19 protein-coding genes are annotated in these 21,521 nt (G+C 53.0%); 18 read left to right on the top strand and 1 reads right to left on the bottom strand.

Features of this window, described 5'->3' with window-relative positions:
• Positions 1 to 182 precede the first annotated feature (182 nt).
• The 10 genes from EDM60_RS04455 (at position 183) to EDM60_RS04500 (ending at position 10,377) form a co-directional block, all read left to right on the top strand.
• Positions 183 to 1,040 (top strand): MurR/RpiR family transcriptional regulator, encoded by an 858-nt coding sequence (locus tag EDM60_RS04455; protein ID WP_122963250.1) that lies wholly within the window; start codon positions 183 to 185, stop codon positions 1,038 to 1,040.
• 20 nt (positions 1,041 to 1,060) lie between these two features.
• A complete protein-coding gene (locus EDM60_RS04460) occupies positions 1,061 to 2,098 on the top strand; it encodes a serine hydrolase domain-containing protein (protein WP_122962869.1) in 1,038 nt (345 codons plus the stop codon).
• 60 nt (positions 2,099 to 2,158) lie between these two features.
• Positions 2,159 to 3,457, top strand: coding sequence for an ABC transporter substrate-binding protein (locus tag EDM60_RS04465; protein ID WP_122962870.1), 1,299 nt, complete (start codon positions 2,159 to 2,161; stop codon positions 3,455 to 3,457).
• A gap of 84 nt (positions 3,458 to 3,541) precedes the next feature.
• The gene (locus tag EDM60_RS04470) at positions 3,542 to 4,474 is read left to right on the top strand and encodes a carbohydrate ABC transporter permease (RefSeq protein ID WP_122962871.1); all 933 of its coding nucleotides are present in this window, start codon (positions 3,542 to 3,544) and stop codon (positions 4,472 to 4,474) included.
• A 44-nt stretch (positions 4,475 to 4,518) separates the two neighbouring features.
• The gene (locus tag EDM60_RS04475) at positions 4,519 to 5,343 is read left to right on the top strand and encodes a carbohydrate ABC transporter permease (protein ID WP_122962872.1); all 825 of its coding nucleotides are present in this window, start codon (positions 4,519 to 4,521) and stop codon (positions 5,341 to 5,343) included.
• Positions 5,330 to 6,304, top strand: a complete 975-nt coding sequence (locus EDM60_RS04480; protein ID WP_122962873.1) for an N-acetylglucosamine kinase — start codon at positions 5,330 to 5,332, stop codon at positions 6,302 to 6,304. The genes EDM60_RS04475 and EDM60_RS04480 overlap by 14 nt, the downstream gene beginning before the upstream one ends.
• An 8-nt stretch (positions 6,305 to 6,312) precedes the next feature.
• Positions 6,313 to 7,215: an N-acetylmuramic acid 6-phosphate etherase gene (murQ, locus tag EDM60_RS04485; RefSeq protein ID WP_122962874.1), complete on the top strand. Its 903-nt coding sequence runs from the start codon at positions 6,313 to 6,315 to the stop codon at positions 7,213 to 7,215.
• 147 nt (positions 7,216 to 7,362) lie between these two features.
• On the top strand, positions 7,363 to 8,775 hold the full coding sequence (locus EDM60_RS04490) for a PAS domain-containing sensor histidine kinase (protein ID WP_122962875.1): 1,413 nt from the start codon (positions 7,363 to 7,365) through the stop codon (positions 8,773 to 8,775).
• Positions 8,776 to 8,808: 33 nt separating this feature from the next.
• Positions 8,809 to 9,135, top strand: coding sequence for a DUF3870 domain-containing protein (locus tag EDM60_RS04495; protein ID WP_063229137.1), 327 nt, complete (start codon positions 8,809 to 8,811; stop codon positions 9,133 to 9,135).
• Between the two features lie 27 nt (positions 9,136 to 9,162).
• Complete coding sequence (locus tag EDM60_RS04500; RefSeq protein WP_122962876.1) at positions 9,163 to 10,377, top strand: sensor domain-containing diguanylate cyclase; 1,215 nt, start codon at positions 9,163 to 9,165, stop codon at positions 10,375 to 10,377.
• Here the strand turns inward: EDM60_RS04500 and nhaC are convergent.
• A complete protein-coding gene (gene nhaC / locus EDM60_RS04505; RefSeq protein ID WP_122963251.1) occupies positions 10,374 to 11,726 on the bottom strand; it encodes a Na+/H+ antiporter NhaC in 1,353 nt (450 codons plus the stop codon). The two genes, EDM60_RS04500 and nhaC, sit on opposite strands and share 4 nt — an antisense overlap.
• Before the next feature lie 356 nt (positions 11,727 to 12,082).
• On the opposite strand from nhaC, the gene EDM60_RS04510 reads away from it, so the two are divergent.
• The 8 genes from EDM60_RS04510 to EDM60_RS04545 all read left to right on the top strand — a co-directional run bounded on the left by EDM60_RS04510 (position 12,083) and on the right by EDM60_RS04545 (position 21,501).
• Entirely contained in the window at positions 12,083 to 13,006 is a 924-nt protein-coding gene (locus EDM60_RS04510; RefSeq protein ID WP_122962877.1) for an NAD(P)/FAD-dependent oxidoreductase, read from the top strand.
• 28 nt (positions 13,007 to 13,034) lie between these two features.
• A complete protein-coding gene (locus EDM60_RS04515) occupies positions 13,035 to 13,283 on the top strand; it encodes a glutaredoxin family protein (protein ID WP_122962878.1) in 249 nt (82 codons plus the stop codon).
• Between the two features lie 72 nt (positions 13,284 to 13,355).
• Positions 13,356 to 13,910, top strand: a complete 555-nt coding sequence (locus EDM60_RS04520) for a peroxiredoxin (RefSeq protein WP_173596084.1) — start codon at positions 13,356 to 13,358, stop codon at positions 13,908 to 13,910.
• 512 nt (positions 13,911 to 14,422) lie between these two features.
• A complete protein-coding gene (locus tag EDM60_RS04525) occupies positions 14,423 to 16,657 on the top strand; it encodes a hypothetical protein (RefSeq protein WP_122962880.1) in 2,235 nt (744 codons plus the stop codon).
• A 24-nt stretch (positions 16,658 to 16,681) separates the two neighbouring features.
• On the top strand, positions 16,682 to 17,869 hold the full coding sequence (locus EDM60_RS04530; RefSeq protein WP_122962881.1) for a HEAT repeat domain-containing protein: 1,188 nt from the start codon (positions 16,682 to 16,684) through the stop codon (positions 17,867 to 17,869).
• A gap of 17 nt (positions 17,870 to 17,886) precedes the next feature.
• Positions 17,887 to 19,323, top strand: a complete 1,437-nt coding sequence (locus tag EDM60_RS04535) for a glycosyltransferase family 2 protein (protein WP_122962882.1) — start codon at positions 17,887 to 17,889, stop codon at positions 19,321 to 19,323.
• Positions 19,324 to 19,325: 2 nt separating this feature from the next.
• Positions 19,326 to 20,117 carry a response regulator transcription factor gene (locus EDM60_RS04540; protein ID WP_122962883.1) on the top strand — a complete coding sequence of 264 codons (792 nt, stop codon included), beginning with the start codon at positions 19,326 to 19,328 and terminating at the stop codon, positions 20,115 to 20,117.
• Positions 20,118 to 20,139: 22 nt separating this feature from the next.
• A complete protein-coding gene (locus EDM60_RS04545; RefSeq protein ID WP_122962884.1) occupies positions 20,140 to 21,501 on the top strand; it encodes a nucleotide sugar dehydrogenase in 1,362 nt (453 codons plus the stop codon).
• Positions 21,502 to 21,521: the final 20 nt, after the last annotated feature.

Raw genomic sequence — 21,521 nt, forward strand, 5'->3', positions numbered from 1 at the left:
AGCGTAAAGCTTCACGCCACGGCAGAGTCAAGGACGTTTTGCCGTGAAAAAAACAGCATCGGGCGGAAAAGCAGTGCTGATTTGCAGGCTTCTGTAATATTGTTTATTAGATAACAATTGACGCAGGAAATAATGCTACATAAAATGGAAGTAAGATTCGGAGGAAGAAAGCGGTGGCGCATATGTTAAACGGAGGACTTGTCAGCTTGCAGGCGATTTTGGATGAGTTGAAACCATCCGAACGCAAGGTGGCAGAGTATATAGTAGCTCACCCGGAAGACGTGGTGAAGCTGTCGGTGCAAAAGCTGGCGGAGCTGAGCGGAGTGTCCGAGGCGACGATCATTCGTCTGGCTCGCTCGCTCAATATGAAAGGCTATCAGGAGCTGAAGCTGCGAATCGCGGGCGATCTGAACAAGCAGACGACTCCCACGAGCTATCAGGAAATCATGATGGAAGGCTCGGTAGAATCGATCATGCAGGCGGTCAGCTGGAACAACATCCAGTCGATCCAGGACACTCTCTCGGTTTTATCAAGCGAGGAAGTGAAGCGAGCGGTCGAAGCGCTGTCTACAGCGAGAAAAATAGATGTATACGGCGTGGGAGCTTCCGCCGTCATTGCCGATGACATCAAGCAAAAATTTTGCCGGATCAATCTGTGGTGCGAGGCGTACTCCGATTTTCACGCCCAATTGACATCGGCAGTCAATTTGACGCCAAACGATGTAGTGATCGGCATCTCCTATTCCGGGCAGACAGAAGACATCATTCAGTCGCTGACGGAAGCGAGACAGCAAGGGGCTACCGTCATTACGCTGACCAAGTTCGGCCCTTCTCCCGTAGCGGAGCTGGCCCACATTCGGCTCTTTACCAGTTCGGTCGAAAAAAGCATTCGCAGCGGAGCGATGGCATCACGCATCGCACAGCTGAATGTCATCGATATTTTGTTCATGACCATGGTCAGCAGAAAGCAGGAAGAGGTCATACCATTGCTGGAAAAAACCAGGCTGGCTGTCAGCCGTACGAAGCGTTCATCCAATTGACAGCGGAAGGAGGGGAAAGCATGAAGGCGATCGAAACATTGTTGCAAAGCTGGATCGACGAGAAATTGTTGCCAGGAGCCGCCCTGCGCATCGTACGGGAAGGGCGGACCTGCTTTTCTCTCGATGTTGGCGCCACGAGTGTAGCTTGCGGCCAACCGATTACAAAAGACACGTTATTCGATTTGGCGTCCCTGACGAAGGTGACGGCGACATTGCCCGCCGTGCTGCTCTTGATGCAGGACGGAAAGCTTGCGGCCGATGAGCGGATTGGCGCCTTTTTTGCGGATTGTCCAGCAGATAAGGCTGAGATTACGATTGGGCAATTGCTCACGCACACATCCGGTTTGCCCGCTGATCTGGAGGTGCGCACAAGGAACAGCGACATTGACCTGCCGGGGCTTTTGTATCGCCAGCCGTTGCTTTACAAGCCAGGCGAGCAGGTCGTTTACAGCGATCTCGGCATGATCTGGCTCGGTTTGCTCATTGAAAAACTGGCAGAGAAGCCGCTGGATGAGTTTGTCACGCAGCGCGTATTTGCTCCTTTGAAAATGGAACGCACCTGTTTCCGTCCAAGTGCCAGTTGTTTTCCGAATATTGCGCAAACAGAGTATTGTTCGCTCACAGACGCGTACATTTGCGGGGAAGTGCACGATGAAAAAGCATTCGCCATGGGAGGCGTCGCAGGTCATGCCGGATTGTTTTCGACGGCTGACGACTTGTGCCTGTACGCCAAAAGCTGGCTGTACGCCGACCCTCCCTTGCTGGCAAAGCAGTGGCGCGATCAGGCTGTCCGCAACCATACGGCGCACGCCAATGGCAGTCGCGGTTACGGCTGGGAGCTGAATCAGTCGGGAACGTTGCTCAGTTGCGGCCAAAATTTTCACTCTACCAGCTACGGACATACAGGCTTTACCGGAACAAGCATCTGGCTCGATCCGGTACGCGAGCTTGCTGTCATTTTCCTCACCAATGCCGTTCACCTCGGGCGCAATCATCAGCTTAGGCAACTGCGGCCTATTCTGCATGACGCTGTCACGACCGCTTTGCAAACGGTCTGACTGGATAAAGCGAGAGCAGCAGGAAGGATCGGTTCGAAGAAAAAGGGGGAGGGTTTGCGGATGAAGCAGTTCCGTCTTCACAAGGTGGCATCTGTCTGTTTGATTGCAGCCATGGCGCTTATTGGTTGCAGCTCGCAAGGAGGGGAGAAAGCCGCGCCAGGCACTCAGCCAGGCGCAAGTGAAGGGAGCGGACAGCAAGTGACGCTGTCCATGCATAGCTGGCGCGTCGAGGACACGGAAGGCTACAAGGCGATTATCCAAGCATTCGAGGCCGAAAATCCGAATATCAAGATCGACTTCAAGCCGTTCAAAGCGACGGAGTACAACACGATTCTCAACACGGCGCTGCAAAGCGACAGCGGGCCGGACATTCTCCAGTTGCGGCCATACGCCCCGGGCATTTCGCTTGCGGAAGCAGGGTATTTGGAACCGCTGGACAACATAGCAGGCATCTCGGCTTTCCCCAAAGACGTCCTCGCAGCAGCGACAGGCAAAGACGGCAAAGTCTACGGCGTCCCACTCTCCCTGAACTCCACGCAATTTTTCTACAACAAGAAAATTTTCGAGCAAAACGGCCTGAAGGAACCGAAAAGCTGGGATGAACTGATTGCAACGGCCAAAACGTTGAAGGAAAAAGGAATCGTTCCGATTTCGTTTGGAGCAAAAGAAGGCTGGCTGCTCTCCTTGAGTCACGGCGTCATTGCGCCAGCGAGCTACAGCGGCAGCGGTTACATCGACAAGCTGCTAAAAGGCGAGAGCAATTTGCAAAGTCCCGAGTTTCTCCAATCCATTTCACGAATGCAGGAACTCATCCCTTATTTCCCGGAAAATTATGTTGGGCTTGAGTTGAATGATATGCGCACGCTGTTTGCGACAGAAAAAGCGGCGATGTTCATCAATGGCAGCTTTGAGCTGGAAGGACTGAAAAAGCTCAACCCTGACTTGCAGCTCGATTTCTTCCCGATGCCGACCAACGATCAAAAAGCAGTCATTACGACTTGGGTAGACGGCTCTTATGCGGTGAACGCCAAGTCGAAGCATAAGCCGGAAGCGTTGAAGTTCATGGAGTTTATGGCGACGAAAAAATTCGGGGAGCTGTTTGCCAACCAATTCAAGCGGATCAGTGCAGTGCCGGGCGTGTCGACTGATGATCCGTTGGTGAACAAAATGGCGGAGCTGTCCCAATCCAGCTCGACACCGTATTTGATGGTCGTTCATTTTGCCGAGGGCAAACCGACGACGAAGCAAGCGCTGGAAAATGCACTGCAAGGCATGTATTTGGGCAAGCTCACACCGGAACAGGTTGCAGAGGAAATTCAAAAGTCAGCTGCCACCTGGTTCCCTCCATTTAAAAAGTAGGCCGTGATGACAACAGGCGGGAGGCAAAGGCAGGGCAAAACTCCCGCCTGTTGATTTGTTAAGGGGGTGGAGAACATCGGTACGATGAACAGGCACACGATTCAACCGAAGGGGCGGGCTCGCTGGTTGATCCACCTGTTTCCTTTGCCCGCGCTGATCATTTACACGCTGTTTGTCCTGTACCCGATTGTGAGCGCCTTTTTGTACAGCTTGTACGATTGGGATGGGATCAAGCGCGGAGTATTTGTCGGGCTGAAAAATTTCGTCACGCTGTTTACGGTGGAGCCGTTTCATGAAATGTTCTGGAATGCTTTCGGGCACAACGTCTACTATTTTGTCATCGAGATGATCGTGCAAAACGGCATCGCCTTTGGCCTGGCTTTTCTCATCTACCGCAAAATTCGCGGCGCGGCTTTTCTCAAGATGGCGTACTTCATGCCGAGACTTCTGTCGGTTATTGTGATTGGGTTTTTGTGGAAATTGATTTTGAATCCGAATTATGGCGCGTTGAATACGCTGCTGACAGAAATCGGGCTGCAACAATGGGCCAAACCGTGGTTGGGCGACCCGGATACGGCGCTGCTCGCGATCATTTTGATCAACTGCTGGTTCGGCATCGGCTTTGCCATGCTCATATTTTTGGCGGGGCTTCAGGCGATCCCGGAGGAGCTGATTGAGGCAGCCAGGCTGGATGGCGCTACGGGCTTCCGGCTGTTGTGGAAAATCATCCTGCCGTTGTGCATGCCTGCGATTACGATTATGACCATTTTCACCTTTATCCAGGCGTTTGAAGCTTTTGAGCTGGTGTATGCGATGCAAGGCTCGATGGGCGAGCCGTTTCGGTCGACGGATACGCTTGCCGTCTATTTTTACCGATTGGCGTTTTCCAGCGCGGGCGGGGCGGGAGACGTGGCAGTCGGACTCGGTTCTGCCCTGGCTGTCGTGCTGTTTTTCATCGTCGCATCCGTATCGGCCGTCTCGCTCTACTTGATGCGCAAGCGTGAAGTCCAGCATTGAGCGATCAGGCGTGTGGCAAATGGAACGTGAAGGGAGGGATGCGGGTGAAAACGAACGTGGGCAGCAAGGCGATCTCGTATGTCGCCGCGTATGTGTTTGCATTACTGTCGCTGTATCCGATCGTCCTGATGATTCTTTCTTCCTTGAAAACGAACTTGGAAATATTTTCAAGTCCTCTGTCTCTTCCCAACTCTTTCAGTCTGGATACGTATAAAAAGCTGTGGGAAGCCGTGCCCTTTGCCGACTTTTTGCTGAACAGTGTTTTCGTCAGTGGCATGTCGGTCCTGCTCATCACCGTTTTTTCCGCGATGGCGGCCTTTTACTTGTCTCGCTTTTCCTACAAATGGACGGGGGCGCTCTACTTCTTTTTCATTATCGGGCTGATGATTCCGATTAAACTGGGGATTGTGCCGTTGTTTTTGCTGATGAAAAATATCGGGCTATTAAATTCGCTCTGGTCGCTGATTCTCATCTACACAGCAAGCGGGATTCCCATTTCCGTGTTTATTTTGACAGGGTTTTTCCGGACCTTGCCTGTGGAACTGGAGGAAGCGGCGCGAATCGATGGCTGCAATCATCTTCAAGTGTTTTGGCGGGTGCTTTTGCCGTTGATCCGGCCAGCGCTTGCGACCGTTGTGATCATTAATTTCATCCACGCCTGGAACGACTTCTTTTTCCCGCTGATTTTCATTCAGGAAGAAGCGCTGAAGACGATTCCGGTGGGCATGATGGTTTTGTTCGGAGAATACGAAACAGATTGGAGTCTGCTTTTTGCCGGATTGACATTGTCTGCTTTGCCGATGATCGTCGTATTTTTGCTGGCGTCGAAGCAGTTCATGGAGGGGTTGACCGCAGGTGCTGTCAAATGACGAAAAAAAATGGTTTATCGGGATAGATGGAGGGGGAACAAAGACAAAAGCGGCGATTTGCGATGAGCGAGGTCAGGTGCAGACGATCGCGACAGGCGATTCTTCCAATCCGTTGTCGCGTCCTTGGGCTGAGGTGGAAGCGACGCTCAAACAGCTCGTCACAACCGTATGCCAAGAGGCCCGGATCAGGGATGAAGAGGTTTCGGGCCTGTTCATCGGCCTGGGCGGTGCAGATCGCCCGTTTGTTCGGGAAAAAATCGATGCTGCGTTTGCTGAGGCGTGGCAGGAGCGGTTGTTCTTTGACAACGATGTGATCCCGGCGCTTTACTCCGGGACGTGGGGGCAGCCGGGGATCGTTCTTATCTCAGGCACAGGCTCGATCGCGTGTGCGTTGACGAGCGAAGGAGTGCGGCATCGCGTAGGTGGCTGGGGCTATTTGCTCGGAGATGAAGGCAGCGGCTTTGATCTGGGAAAAAAAGCGGCCGCGGCCGTTTTGCGCGCACATGACGGGCGCGGGGAGCCGACGGTTTTAACCGAGCTGTTTCTTGCCCATTACCATGTGTCCAGTCCGGAAGAGTTGATCGCATTCATTTACGGTGACGACAACCCGCGCATGCAGCTTGCCAGGGCCAGTGAGCTGGTGGAGCAGGCGGCAAGGCAGAAGGACCGTCTCGCGAACGGACTGATCCGGGAAGCGGCGGCTGCGCTGTGCGAACTGGCGCATACTTGCTTGAAAAAGACGCAGGAAGCGCTCCCGGTTGTCCTCGCTGGCGGGGTGCTTGCACAAGACACGCTGGTCAGACAGCGCGTGCTCGCAGAAGCTTCATTTCCGGTTGTGATCCCTGAGGTTTCGCCTGTGATCGGGGCGTTGGTTGCAGCCATGACCCGCGCAGGCCACCGGGTGGACGAAAGCGTGGCAGAGCAGTTGCGAGAAAGCGGTACAGCCTTGGAGAAGAGGTGAGCCTCACCATGGATGAGAACTTGTATCAGCTTCAGACCGAAAAGCGCAATGCGGCAAGCGAGCGGCTGGATCAGATGAGTGCGCTGGAAATCGTCACTTTGATGAACGAAGAAGATCAAAAGGTCGCCTTGGCCGTGAAGCGTGTGCTGCCACAAATAGCTCAGTCCGTCGACATGATCGTGCGCTCCTTGTCCGGCGGAGGGCGGCTGCTTTACTTCGGGGCGGGTACGAGTGGCAGGCTGGGGATTCTGGATGCGGCAGAATGCCCTCCGACTTTTGGCACGGAGCCTTCTGTCGTGCAAGGAATCATCGCGGGCGGAGTCAAAGCGATGACAGAGGCGATCGAAGGAGCCGAGGATTCCCGCGAGCTGGGCTGTCAAGATGTGCAGGAGGCAGGAGTGAGCCAAAAAGATGTCGTGGTCGGAATAGCCGCCAGCGGGCGGACACCGTACGTATGGGGCGCGCTTCAGGAAGCAAAGACGCGGCAGGCGGGAACGATTTCGCTCTCCTGCAACTCTGACCCGGATATTGGCAAAAGCGCGGATATTGCGATCAATCTCGCAGTCGGCCCGGAAGTGGTGACAGGCTCGACAAGGCTCAAGGCGGGCAGCGCGACGAAGATGGTGCTGAACATGCTGACGACAGCCAGCATGGTGAAGCTGGGCAAGGTCTACCAAAATTTGATGGTCAACGTCCAGGCGACCAACCAGAAGCTGCGCGAGCGGGCCAAACATATTGTGATGCAGGCGACGGGTGTCTCGTACGCGGTTGCCGACCGACTGCTTGCGGAAGCGGCGGGCGATGTGAAAGTGGCGATTGTGATGCAGAAAACAGGACTGGCAGCCAAGGCAGCACAAGAGCGTCTGGCGCGTGTCGGCCACAAGGTCAGAGAAGCAATCGAACTTATATAAAAGAAGATTTATGTGCATTTCGCAAACCCAAGGGTTGGAAACGACCCAGGGAATAGGGTAAAATTGGGTATGAATAGCATTTGAGAACGGTTAGGCTATTTCCGGAGTGGAGTAGCCGTTTTCTCGTCCCAGGAGGGGAGGGGCACAATGAAAGACTTGGTAGATAATGAATGCAGGAGCAGTCTTCTCTATCGCTCCTTCTTTGATCAAATGGTGCAAGCCGCTTTTTTGCTAGATCAATCAGGAAGCGTTTGCAAGGGAAATCCGGCTTGCGAAGCACTGACAGGCTTTTCAGCAGACGAGTGGGAAGGCGACCCGTTCTGGAAGCTGGCAGTTGCAGAAGAACAGGAAAGAGTGCGTCTGCAAACGCAGTGCGCGGTAAAAGGGGAGCCGAAGCCGTTTTGCACCTATTTTTCCCGCAAGAATGGCCCGCCTGTTCACGTACATATTACATATGGCGAGTTTTTTTCCGAAGGGACAACGATCGGATACTACGCGATGGTGCAAAAGATGTCGCAAGCCATGACAGAGGCCAGCGAGGTCAAACAGTGCAAAATACTGGACCTGTCTCTGGAAGCGGCTTTTGTCTATGAAAAGGGCGTGCTGCGCTATGTCAACCAGTCTGGCATCAGGCTCATCGGGGCACAGCGTTTCGAGGAACTGTTGCCGTATCCTTTCACATCCTTTTTTCATCCGCGAGACATGCCGTTGATTCGCGAGTTGCAAAAGCGGCTGGAGTGGGGAGAGACAGCGGCTCCGATCGAGGCGGAGCTGATCCGGCTGGACGGGGCGCGCATTGAAGTCGAGGTCTGCGGAACATCTGTCATGATTCAGGACAAGCTGTGCAAATACATACTCATTCGCGATATGACCGAGCGGAAAAGAGCGCATGAATTTTTGCAAAACTCGGAAAAACTGGCATTGGTTGGGCAATTGGCTGCCGGGATCGCTCATGAGATTCGCAATCCGCTGACTTCCTTGAAAGGCTTTGTGCAGCTGATGCAAGAAGATGGCATGAGAAAGCAGGAGTATTTTTCCATCATGAGCTCGGAGCTGGCCCGGATTGAGTTGATCGTCAGCGAACTGCTGGTGCTGGCCAAACCGCACGCTTCCGCCTTCGAGGTACGGGACTTGACCAACTTGATGAACCACGTCGTGACGCTTTTGGAAACGGAAGCGATCCTGCAAAAAGTGACGATTCGCATGGTCATGGAGTCGCCGCTGCCGATGGTGCATTGCGATGAGAACCAGTTGAAGCAGGCATTCATCAACTTTTTGAAAAACGGGATCGAAGCCACATCCGGCAGCGGAGAAATCGTCATCCGGCTGTGGTGCGAGAGGGACAAGGTCGTCATCCGTTTTGAGGACAATGGAGTAGGGATACCCGAGGAGCAGCTTGCTCGTCTGGGCGAGGCGTTTTTCACGACCAAAGAGTCAGGAACCGGACTGGGATTGATGGTCAGCCGCAGAATCATCGAAAACCATCGCGGGACATTACGGCTCATGAGCACCCAGGGCAGAGGTACGACGGTAGAGGTATGTTTGCCCATTATCAGTTAACAGGGCGCGAGCGGCGAAGGGGAGGACAAGCAAATGGCTGACTGGAAAAACAGAAATACGGTGCTGACAGCGGGGTTTGCCCAAATTCCCAAAGGGACGACACTGTACGAGGTGTCGACGATGGTCGGCTGTGTGCTCATCATCGACGCGGATGACGGTGTGATATGCGATGCCAGCTTTACTTTTGTGATGGACAAGACCAGTGAGTTTTTGGTCAGTTTGCTCGTGGGCAAGTCTGTGGCAGCAGGGATGCAGGAAATTACGCAGACGATTCAGGAGCGTTTCCTCGCCCCCGGCCAGGGAGCTGTTTTGCAGGCAATTCGTGCAGCTGTCGATCGATATCATGAGAAAAAATCGTAAGACTACCCAATAGTCGGAGGGTTGTTCATGCATGAAGACCACGCCGTAAAAGAAGCGTATGCAAAGCAGTTGTTGGAGCGTTACAGCGACTGGCTCAGCCGTGTGGAATCAGTAGATCCGCAGGAAATCGAGGCAGTCGCTGTCGAGATAGACGAAGTATTTTCCGCAGATGTCGGACAGCTGCACAAGGAGCTGCTGGGCAAAATCAGCGCCTTGCGCGACAAAGTGTCCGAAATGATGTGGATGTCGGAGCACATGAAGATTTTGCACGACTTGAGCCACATTTTTGCGAAGACGTTTGAAGAGGACAAGATTTTGTGGAAAGCGTTCGAGCTGGTTTCGCGCGTGATGCGCACAGATGCGTTTTTCATTGCGTTTTTTGACGAGGGCGACAGTGAGATCAGGATTCCGATCAGCATCGACGACGGTGTCAATTACGGGCCGCTTGTCATTCCGTACGGACAGGCGCTCATCTCCAGAGTGATCGAGACGAAGCAAACGATCCACATCCGAACGATGAAGGGAGAGCCGAGCGAGCCGGAAATGATCCGCTGGGGCAGCCCGGAGATCGACACCAACACTTGTATTTTCGTTCCCTTGATGCTGGGGAATCAAATCAAAGGCGTGATCTCGGCCCAGTCGTATCTCGAATTTGCCTATAAAAAAGAGCACGAGGAGCTTTTGAAAATGATCGGCTTCCAGGTGGCGAGCGCGATTGAGACGGCGCGTCTGTACGATCGCATGTACCAGATGTCTTTTCAGGATGAATTGACGGGGCTTGCCAACTACCGGGCGTTTCACCGCGATTTGGAGCAGTTGCTGGGAGAAGAGGATTCGGCGGTTGCCTTGATCATGCTCGATTCGGACAGCCTGAAATCGGTGAACGATCTGTACGGGCATCATGCCGGGGATGAGCTGATCCGCAGAATTGCCCAAGCGATGCGGACGGTGGCGGACAAAAAAGAGAACGCCTATCGTTATGCAGGAGACGAGTTTATGCTGCTGTGTCCACAGGCGAGCATGAAAGAGGCGGAAGAAAAGGTGAGGGCGATTCGCGACTTTTTGCGTTTGCATCCCTTGCTTCAGGACAATTGCTGTATTCCAATCGGGGTCAGTGTCGGCATCGCCCGGTTTCCGGACGACAGCAACACGGCGGACGGCTTGAAGCGGGCAGCCGATGAGGCACTGTACCGCTCCAAGCGCAGAGGCAAAAACTGCACGACCGTGTACGCGACAGGCTAGGCTTTCGGCTGTCGCAGGGCAAAAAGGAAAGTGAGCAGCGGCGAAATCCACAGGTAGATCACATACGGCAAGTAATCGATCGTCGCTACGTGCAACGTAGAGGTGAAAAAGGCTCCGCTGACGCCCCAGGGGATGAGCGGGTTAACCAATGTACCGCAGTCTTCCAATGTGCGGGAAAGACGTCGGCCCTCGATTCCTTGCTCGGCAAACGCATCGCGGAACATTTGTCCCGGCAGCAGGATCGACAAGTATTGCTCCCCTGTCAGCACATTGACGAGGATGGAGGACGATCCGGCCAGTCCGACCATGCCTGCCGCTTTTTTGATTCGTTTGATCATACCTGCGAACAAGGCGTGGAACACACCGCTGTATTGCAGGATGCCGCCGAGAGACAGGGCAATCAAAATCAAGGCGAGGGACCAGGTCATGGACAACAGCCCTCCCCGGTTTACGATAGAAGCAACGGCTTCGTTGGCGATCTCGCTGGCGAAGCCGTTTTGCATGACGTTCATCCATTCGACAGGGGAATGAACACCTTGCATCAGGGCAGCTGTGGCGATTCCGCTCAAAATCCCGAAGACGAGCGTCGGGAGGATCGGCTTGCGCAGGGCAGAGCAGACGAGCACGACGGCAGCAGGCAACAAAGTCGCTATGCCAAGCGAAAAGTTTTGTTCCAAAGACAACTGGATCGCTTGGATGGCATCGAGGCTCACATTCGCGGACTGCCCTTGAAGGACGAAGAAAATCGCAGTAATCGCCAGCGCCGGAATCGCGGTATGCGACATGAATTTGACGTGATTCATCAGCGAGACATTGGCGATAGCCGCAGCAAAGTTGGTCGTGTCCGACAGGGGAGACATCTTGTCCCCAAAACAGGCTCCGCAAATAATCGCTCCGGCGGTCATCAACGGATCAAGCCCAAGCGCAGTGGAGACACCCATCATCGCCACGCCGATCGTGCTGATCGTCGTAAACGAGCTGCCAGTGACAGTCGAGACAATCACAGTCAAAAAGAGGGCGCTGATCGTAAAATATTCCGGCGAAATCAAGGAAATGCCGAGGTGCAGGATCATCGGCACAGTTCCGCTCATCATCCAGACGCCGATCAAAATGCCGATCAGGCACAAAATCAGCATCGGCGCGATCGCGGTTTGAATGCCTTTGACCAAGCCTTCCTCCATCTGCTTCCAAGGCACGCCGAACAGGCGCAGCAGAGTGGCTGCCGCAATCGTGGCGGCAAAAAGCGGCATGTGTGGTTCTACTTTCCCCCAGAATAAGGCGGGAAACAGGATGCCGAATATGATCAAGAGCACCCAGAGACTTTGGGAAAAGGAAATAGTTTTGTTCATGATGGCAACTCCTTGCAAAGACTGGCAAGCAAAAGCGGACAAGCTGCACAGCTTTCCACTTTTGTGCTTTGTCGCTTTTTGGCTTTTTTGCTTTTGTGCGTTCAAGCGATAGGCTGACTTTATCCTGAATGCCCAGCTTCGTCAACGCGTTCAAATAAATTCAGAATAGCAAAATAATACGGAGTAGTAGCACATTTCTTGCGATCATAAGCTTGGCTGGCATATCGCTCCATGGGAAAAAGCTTATTTAAAATGATTACAAAAAGATATTGACTTTTACTTTATATCTAGTAAAATGAGAAATGTTCCTAGTTGATAATAATTATAATTTGGATGCGAGAAAGGGGGAGCCATACATGTATGATGTCATCATCATTGGTGGCGGTCCGGCTGGTACATCCGCTGCCATATACACAGCCCGGGGAAATTTGAAAACACTCGTAATCGACAAGGCACCCGGCACAGGTGCGCTTGCCCTGACACATAAAATCGCCAACTACCCTGGTGTAGAAGGCGAAATGACTGGAAAAGAACTGCTGGATAAAATGCGCAGACAGGCAGAGAGCTTCGGCGCTGAATTTATCCAGACGACGATTTCCGCTGTCGATGTCGAAGATGAGGTGAAAAGCATCTTCACGGCGCATGGCACTTTTGAAGCGAAGGCTGTCATCGTCGCTACCGGCTCCAAAGGTCGCAACCGGATGCTGCCAGGCGAAGAGGCGCTGCTCGGTCGCGGTGTCAGCACATGTGCGACATGCGACGGCGCTTTTTATGAAGGAAAGCATGTCGCTGTGATCGGCGATTCGGAGGAAGCGTTGGAAGAAGCGCATGCGCTGACCAAATTTGCAGATAAAATTACTTTCCTCGTACCGCGTGGCGACCTGCAAGGAGTCGAAGAAGTGCCTGAGCTGCCTAATACGGAAATCTTTTTCCGCTCCCGACCTTTGGAGATTGTCGGTGAAAAGGCAGTAGAGGGCTTGCGCGTCCGCACAGCGGAAGGCAACGAAGAGCTGCTTGCGGTAGACGGTGTGTTCGTCTTTTTGTCCGGCAGCAAGCCCGGGACGGATTTTCTGGACGGACAGGTTCCGCTCGACGACGAAGGCTTCATGATCCTCGACGAATACATGCAGTCTTCTGTTCCGGGCGTGTTCGGAGCAGGAGAGGTTCGCAAAACTCCGGTCAAGCAAGCTGTCGTGGCTGCGGCTGACGGAGCGATTGCGGCGATGGCTGTCGACAAGTACATCAACAAACGTTCCAAAGTGGTTCCCCAATACAAATAATCGACGACTATAAAGGAGAGATTTTCTCATGGCACAAGCAATCGTATACTCCAGCACAAACTGCAGCTTCTGCAAACAACTGAAAACATATTTGACCGAACAAAACATCGCTTTTGAAGAGCGCAACATTGACGAAAAAGAAGAATTTGCCCAAGAACTGAACCGTCTCGGCGTGATGTCCGTCCCTTTGACGGTCATCGGTGAAAAGCAAATCCTCGGCTTCAACCCGACCCGCATCAAAAAAGCGCTGGCAGCTCTGGAAGAGACTGCACAGTAATTCATCGCCGCTGTTTCGATCACTTACGCCCACTGACTATAAAAAGCGCAACAGGAAAAGGAGCGATTGATGATGACAACGCAACAAACTGTACAACTGCAAGTAGGAAAACCGGCACCAGACTTCAACATGCTCTCCACGAAAAACTTGGAGACATTGGAAGAGCGCGTGACGCTGGCTGATTACAAAGGCAAATGGCTGATCCTGTTCTTCTGGCCGTTCGACTTCACCTTCGTTTGCCCTACCGAAGTCACTTCCTTCAGCGACAACATGGAAGAATTTGAGGATCTCGATTGCGAAGTGCTCGGCGTGTCCACAGACAGCGTACACACTCACCGCGCATGGATCAAAACGCCGCGCGACCAAAACGGAATCGGTCCAGTCAACTTCCCGATAGCGAGCGACTTCAACAAAGACACAGCGCGTGCGTACGGCGTACTGGATGAAGAAACAGGCGCAGCTCACCGCGGACTGTTCATTATCGACCCGGAAGGAATCTTGCGCTATCAAGTCGTTACAGACATGAACGTAGGCCGCAGCGTCGACGAAACAACTCGCGTGCTGCAAGCTCTCCAGGCAGGCGGACTGTGCCCTGCAAACTGGAAGCCTGGCATGAAAACTTTGTAATTTCGTCTAGTCAAACAGCATAAGCGTGAAAAAAGAGGCAATCTCACCGTCCTGGTAAGGCGGAGATTGCCTCTTTTTTTGCAGTCTTCCTTACCACGAAAAACAGAAGAGTAGGGCTATTCGCCGATTCGAAACGGCTTTTACAACTTTTCTCCTGTAATTTTTATGTAAAGATCAGACGATATCGGCAAAAATCAGTCATTTCCAAATAGTAGCAACCTACTATTTTTCCTGCCTTTCCCAAATGGAAAACTTCAAGCACATATACCTAATTGTCAGAAAAATATGGGTCAGATGGACGGTCGGGTTGCAGGACTTCGCACCAAAAAAAGTAGGCCGATGGGGGCGAATATGCTTTTGCATTACATTTTCATGACAAATAGGCAAAAGAGACATTAGTGAATTTCGTCTATGGGAACCGTTTGCCCCCTATGTTTACAATGACAGTGATGTTGGGCGAGAGAGCCGGCAGCCGCTCGCGGCAGCGGCAGCTTATCGGAGGTTGACGGGAATTGGAACCAAAAAAGAATAGACGCAAGCGTTGGGCGAGTCTCATGGCCCTGATGGTGATAGGCGCAAGCGCGGTGTGGTGGTTCTGGGACGCAGACCGGGTCGAGAGCATGGAGACGACGTCTGGCATCCAAATCAAGTTTCGCACGGAAGGCGATCAGCTCCAGGTATTCCAAGCGGAAAAATGGCAGCCGTTCTTTGCAAAAGGCGTCAATCTGGGGGCGTCGCTGCCAGGACATTATCCGGGAGAGCTGCCCATTCAAAAAGAAGACTACTTGCGCTGGTTCGCGATGATCGACGAGATGGGCGCGAATGTCATCCGCGTATACACGATTCACCCGCCTGCTTTTTATGAGGCGCTCGTTGAGTTCAATCGCAGCAAGGCAGGATCACCGCTCTATTTGATGCAGGGCATCTGGAGCCCGGAGGAGTTGTTGATCGAGAAAAAAGACGCGTATTTGCCAGAGATTCGCGAGCAGTTTCGCCAAGAGATCAAGGACGCGGTCGGGGCTGTTTACGGCGAGGTCACTCTGCCGGAGAAGTCAGGCAAGGCGAGCGGCAAATATGCGGCGAATGCAGGCAAATACTTGATTGGCTGGCACACCGGAACGGAGTGGGACCCGGTCATGGTGCAAAACACAAACCGTTTGCACCAGAAGCTGCCGCCGTATCAGGGGAAGCATTTTAACGCCACGGCGGATGCTACCGCTTTTGAGACCTGGATCGCCGAAATGGTCGATACGGTCGCAACAGAAGAAAGCAAGTACGGCTGGCAGCACCCGATGACGTTTACCAACTGGGTGACGACCGATCCGCTGTCGCATCCGGGAGAACCGTTGCATCACGAAGATTTGGTCAGTGTGGACCCTATGCATATTCAGCCAGTGAAATGGGAGGCGGGCTACTTCGCGTCCTACCACGTCTATCCGTACTATCCGGATTTGTTCCGTTACGATCCGGCCCTGCAACAAGTGAAAAACGACGCAGGGCAAATCGACACGTACAAGGCGTATTTGCGGCAATTGAAGGCGCATCACAAAAACATGCCAGTCATGGTTACGGAGTTCGGTGTCCCGGCGTCAGTCGGAATCGCTCACCTGGGCAATCTCGGACGCAATCAGGGCGGGCACTCCGAGCGGCAGCAAGGCGAGATCGACGCGGCGCTCATGCGCGAAATTCATCAGGAAGGATACGCCGGCGGCATCCTGTTCGTCTGGCAGGATGAATGGTTCAAGAAAACGTGGAACACGATGCGCTTCGAACTGCCGGAAGATCGCCGTTCCTTTTGGCTCAACGTCCTGACCAACGAGTCGTTGTTCGGCGTCCTGGGGATGTATCCGAACAAAGAAGGCGTGCTCGTCATGGATGGCGATCGTTCCGACTGGGATCAGCTCAAACCGGAGGAGAAGCAGAAGCTCGACATCCGTGTTCCCGGTATCGACGAAATCTGGATGACGCACGACGAAGGCTATGTGTATATGCTGGCGAAGCTTGCGCACCCTTTTGACCCGGAAAAAGCAAAGCTGTATTTCGGTGTCGATACGATTCAGGGAGGCAACAAGCACACGGCACAACTGCCCGGACTTACGCTGGACGAAGGATGGGAGACGCTGATCGAGCTGGGCAAAGCCGAGGAGAGCCAGATTCAGATTGCGGCAAACTACGACTTCCACACGCGGCTTTACGGGAAACGGTACGGGATGCTTGAAGTGAAGGAAGAGGAACTGCGCGACGATTCCGGTGTATTCAAGCCGTGGAAACTCGCCGTGGGACTGGAGATGGAGCCGCCCGACAGCAAGACGTACCATCCGCTGGAAGAAGTGCTGGTCGGGAAGCTTTTGCGGGGAACGACCGATGCCCAGGACCCGCAGTACGACTCGCGGACGGCCTGGCAGGCAAAAGGCGATGTGGTAGAGCTGAGAGTGCCGTGGATGCTGCTTGGATTCACCGATCCGAGTTCGCTTGCGGTCATGAGCTACAAGGATGCTGGCAAAAGCTTTTCATCAGAGACGAGCAAAGGAATCAGGCTTTTGCCCATTCTCGTCGAGCGCTCGACGCAAAGCATTGTCGGGAAAAACGAGCTGCCTTCCCCTTATCCGGTGTCGCAGCTTCCGATCTACTCCTGGCCAGCCTGGGAGCAGGTCGGTTACCACGAGCGGAAAAAGCAAAGCTATTCGATCATCCAAAAAGCATGGAAACAGATACAGGCTCCCGTGACAGACAAAGCTCAACCTTAAATGTTGGACAGGAGAGTGGCAAATGTGCAAACACCTTTGGCGACAGCAATTGTTTTTGTGTACACGCTAAGCGGGATTACCGTGCTGGGATTGCTTGCCTTGTTCGCACTGAAGCTGCGAAATTTATCGGCAGAGAAGCAGGCACGCATGTGCGAAGAAAAATACCGCGATTACTTCGTCTACTTGCAAGCTTACGGCGAAGAGGAAGAACGCCTGAAGGTGCCCTACGGCGAGGTGACGCAAAAGGAAAAGCAGCTCATTCAAAAAAAGCTGTTTGAACTGATGGAACGCTTTACGGGCGTCCATAGGCAGAAATTGATCCAGCTCTGCGAAGATATGGGACTCGTTGCACACGATCTCGAACGGCTGCGGAGCGGCTGGAAATGGACGCGAGTCGACGCCGCCTACAATTTGGGGGTCATGCGATCCGGCCAGGCAGCGCCTGATTTGCTCGTTCTGTTGCAAAAAAGCGGGGTAAACGATCCGAGCCTGTTCATCTTTGCCAGGGCGATTGCCAAATGCGCCCGAGATGCGGAAGACCTGCGGCAGATGGCGGAGTATGTCGTGCGGATGAAAAAGAACGTTCACCAGCTCATTGTCGACATGATCAGCGACTCGCAGCTGGACACGACTTCGTTTTATACCGAATGGATCCGCGACAAAAATCCGGAATTGGTCAAAATCGGGTTGATCGGCTTCGCCGTGCACGCTCAGCTCGAACTGGAGCCGGGATTGTCCAGGCTGGCGCTCTCTGCTGACAAAGAGGTGCGGATCAAGGCCGTGAAGCTCATGTGCCGCGACATCCGCTATTTGAACGACCAGACGATCAAAGACTTTTTGAACCACAAAGATTGGGAAATACGCGCCTTGATCGTCAAAGCAATCGGGGCGATGCAGCTTGCGGACTATGTGCCCGCCCTGAAAAAAGCGGTTGGCGATGCCAACTGGTGGGTGCGGCATCACAGCGCCCGCAGCTTGACGCAGCTGCAAGCAAAAGGCTTTTCGGCTCTGTGCGACATATTGCGGGAAGAGGGCAGCAATCCGAAAAGCGAGATGGCTCAGCAAATTATCCAGGAAGAGCTGGAAAAAGCAGAGCGCAGCCTCGGTGGCGAGCCAAGCACAGAAAAGCTGTTGGATTACAATGAAAAGCTGCATTTGTACCGCAAGTCGTGCAAAAAAACCATTTCCACCGTTCAGGCGATGGAAGGATAAGCAGAAAGGAGGCCCGCATGAGAGAGTTTTTGCTGTACTACGGAATGTTTGCCATCTACTACGTCATGGCGATCAATTCCTTGTATTTTATCATCATGCTGTTTTCGTTCAAAAGCATCATGGGGATTTTGAAAAGCTCGATTTATTCGCGCTTCCAGGCATTGTCCGGCTCGGAGCACGTACCGCCGATTTCGATTCTCGTGCCTGCCTATAACGAAGAGCTGACAATCATTGAGAATGTGCGATCGCTGCTTGCGCTGAACTATCCGCGGTATGAGGTGATCGTGGTCAATGACGGCTCCAAGGATGATACTTTGCAAGTGTTGATCCAAGAGTTTTCCTTGACGATATCCAAACATTTGCCAGTTCAGCCGCTGCTGCACACTTCACAGGTCAGGGGCATTTACCACAACCCGGATTTCCCCAACTTGTACTTGATCGACAAAGAAAACGGGGGCAAAGCGGACTCGCTGAACGCCGGAATCAATTTGTCGCACTATCCGCTGATCGCTTCGATTGATGCCGACTCGTTGCTGGAAAAAGATGCGCTCATTCGCATTGCCAAGGTGTACATGGAAAACCCGGAGGAAACCGTGGCGATCGGCGGCGACATTCGGATTGCCAACGGCTGCAAAATCGAGAACGGCGTGGTCAAAGAAATTCGCCTGCCGGACAAATTTTTGCCGATGATGCAGTCGGTGGAATACTTGAAGGCGTTTCTCGGCGGACGCATCGGCTGGAGCGCGATCAACGGCCTGATCATCGTCTCGGGGGCGTTCGGCGTCTTCCGCAAAGACTACGTGGTCAAAGTCGGCGGCTATCGCGAGGGGTATCCGGGCGAGGACATGAACATCATCATCAAGCTGCACAAATACATGCTGGAAAACAAGCTGCCGTACCGGGTAGCGTTTTGCCCGGACGCCGTCTGCTGGACGCAAGCGCCCGACTCGTTGAAAATTTTGGGCAGTCAGCGCCGCCGCTGGGGGCGGGGCAACCTGAAAAACATGATCGAATACGGCAAGCATATGGTACTGCGCCCGAAATACAAGCTGTTCGGGATGCTGACGCTGCCTTTCAACATTTTGTTTGAGACATTGAATCCGTATTTCCGCATTACGGGACTGCTGGCGCTGATCGGCTATACGCTTTTGGACATGACGAACAGCCACGTTCTTCTGATTTACGGCTTGCTCAACGTGCTGTACGGCGTACTGCTCGGCATCGGGTCCCTGTTGCTAGAGGAAATCGCATTTCGACGCTATCCCCGTTTTCAGGACATCGTCAAAATGCTTTTCTATACCATACTCATGTTTTTCGGCTATCGGCAAATCGGCGTCATCTGGAGATTCCTCGGACACATTGAATATTTGCGGAACAACAATTCGTGGGGAACGATGACCCGGACGAGCTGGCAGTCGAAAAGCAATAAAAACATTTCCAGTCTGGAGGCTTGATCATGAGTAATCTCGTACCTGCTTTTTATGAGCTTCTGAGCAAAATGGAAGAGCGAAGCGTGGCGTGCGGCGTCATTTTGGCTGCTTGCAAAAACGTTTCGGCGGAGTCGCTGGAGCTGGTCAAACGGGACATGGAGGCACAGCTAAAAGACGGGCTTACGTTGCATGCCGCATACGACAAAAACAAGCAAATTCTCGGTATTTTGCTAGAACAGAAGAAACTGGCAGATACCCATTTTTACGCCCTGCAAATCAGGGATTACATGCTCTCGCGCAAGCTGCTGACTGGCGGCATGTACATCGCCAGCTTCCCGGAAAGCTCCCGTTCCACAGCGCAAATGCTGATGCGAATGATCCAGGAAATGAAGGAGCAGAGCGAGCCGGGCAGCATCAGCGTATACGAGCAGCACGGCAATCAGAGACAGCAGGAGCAGGCGAGCATCTTGCTCGTCAATCCGGATGAGACGGTCAACGAGTTTTTGCGCATCTATTTGCAGCGCAAAGGCTACCAGATCACGGTCGCCCACGATGGAGGAGACGGCGTGGAAAAGCTGCGCCAGGCCGCTTTTGATCTCGTCATTACCGATCTGAATTTGCCTGTATTAAACGGCTACCAGCTGATGGAAAAAATTCGCCACCTCGGTCAGGAAGCGATGAGCAAAATCATGGTGCTGACGGACAAAAAGCTGGAAGAAGACGTGCAAAAATCGTTTGCCCTCGGGGCGTCCGACTACATGACGAAGCCATTTTCGCCAGTAGAGCTGGAAGCCAGAGTCAAGCGCTTGATTTCATAAAGAAAAAGGGAGAGAAACCGGGATGACTAGATACGAGGAGCTACAGAAAAAAATTGCCGACAAAACAGCGAGAATCGGCGTAATTGGACTTGGCTACGTCGGGCTGCCGCTCGCAGTGGAAATTGTGAAAAGCGGGTACACCGTAGTAGGAATTGATTTGCACGAAGGAAAAATCGAGAGCTTGAAAAACGGACAGTCCTACGTCCAGGACATCGCCAATGAAACGTTGCAGGAGTGCCTGGCAACCGAGCGCTTTTTGCCAACGAGCGAATATCGCGTCATCGGGGAGCTGGACGCGATCAGCATTTGCGTTCCGACGCCGCTCAGTCCGAATCAGGACCCGGACACGTCCTACATCACGAATGTCGTGGAACAAATTAAAACGTACATGCGACAAGGGCTGCTCATCACTCTGGAGAGCACGACGTATCCGGGAACGACCGACGAGCTGATCGGACGCGAGCTGGAGAAGCTCGGCTATGTCACAGGTGTCGACTTTTTCCTTTGCTACTCGCCGGAGCGGGTCGATCCGGGCAATCGCAAGTTCAACACGTACAACACGCCGAAAATTATCGGAGGGACAACGGAGCGTTGCATCGAGCTGGGAACGCTGTTGTACGGCAATCTGGTCAAAACAGTGGTTCCTGTCTCCTCGCCAAAAGTGGCGGAAATGTCCAAGCTTTTGGAAAACACGTTTCGCAGCGTCAACATCGCGTTCATGAATGAAATGGCGATGATGTGCGACAGAATGGGCATCAACGTCTGGGAGGTAATCAAGGCCGCATCGACCAAGCCATTCGGGTTCATGCCGTTTTATCCGGGACCTGGGATCGGTGGGCATTGCATACCGCTCGATCCGATGTATCTGTCTTGGAAAGCAAAAGGCTATCGCTTCCACAGCCAGTTCATCGAAATTGCCCAATCGATCAACGACAATATGCCAGACTACGTGCTGAACAAGACGGCACAAGTGCTGAACATTTACGCCAAGGCGATCAACAGCTCGCGCATCCTCATTTTGGGCATGGCCTACAAGCCGGATATCGACGATCTGCGCGAGTCCCCGGGCCTGGAAATTTACGAGCTGTTCAAAAAGAGCGGTGCGCAGGTGGACTATTTCGATCCGTACGCGCAAAGCTTCCTCGACAAAAAGGGGCAAGTTGTTTCTTCCATTAATAATGACTACGACTTGTTCAAAACGTACGATTGCATGGTGCTCATCACCAACCACAAATGCTTTGATTATCAGGAGCTGGCTGATTTGGGCATCGCGATTATCGATACACGCAATGCCTTCGACGGAATCAAGAATCCGAATGTGTATCGCATCGGCACCTCGGTAGCGATCCAGGAGGAAAAACAGATTGTAAGCTTGCTGGCGTAAACAGCGCCGGGCAACAGAAG

The sequence above is a fragment of the Brevibacillus parabrevis genome (assembly GCF_003710905.1).
Classification (GTDB): Bacteria; Bacillota; Bacilli; order Brevibacillales; family Brevibacillaceae; genus Brevibacillus; species Brevibacillus parabrevis.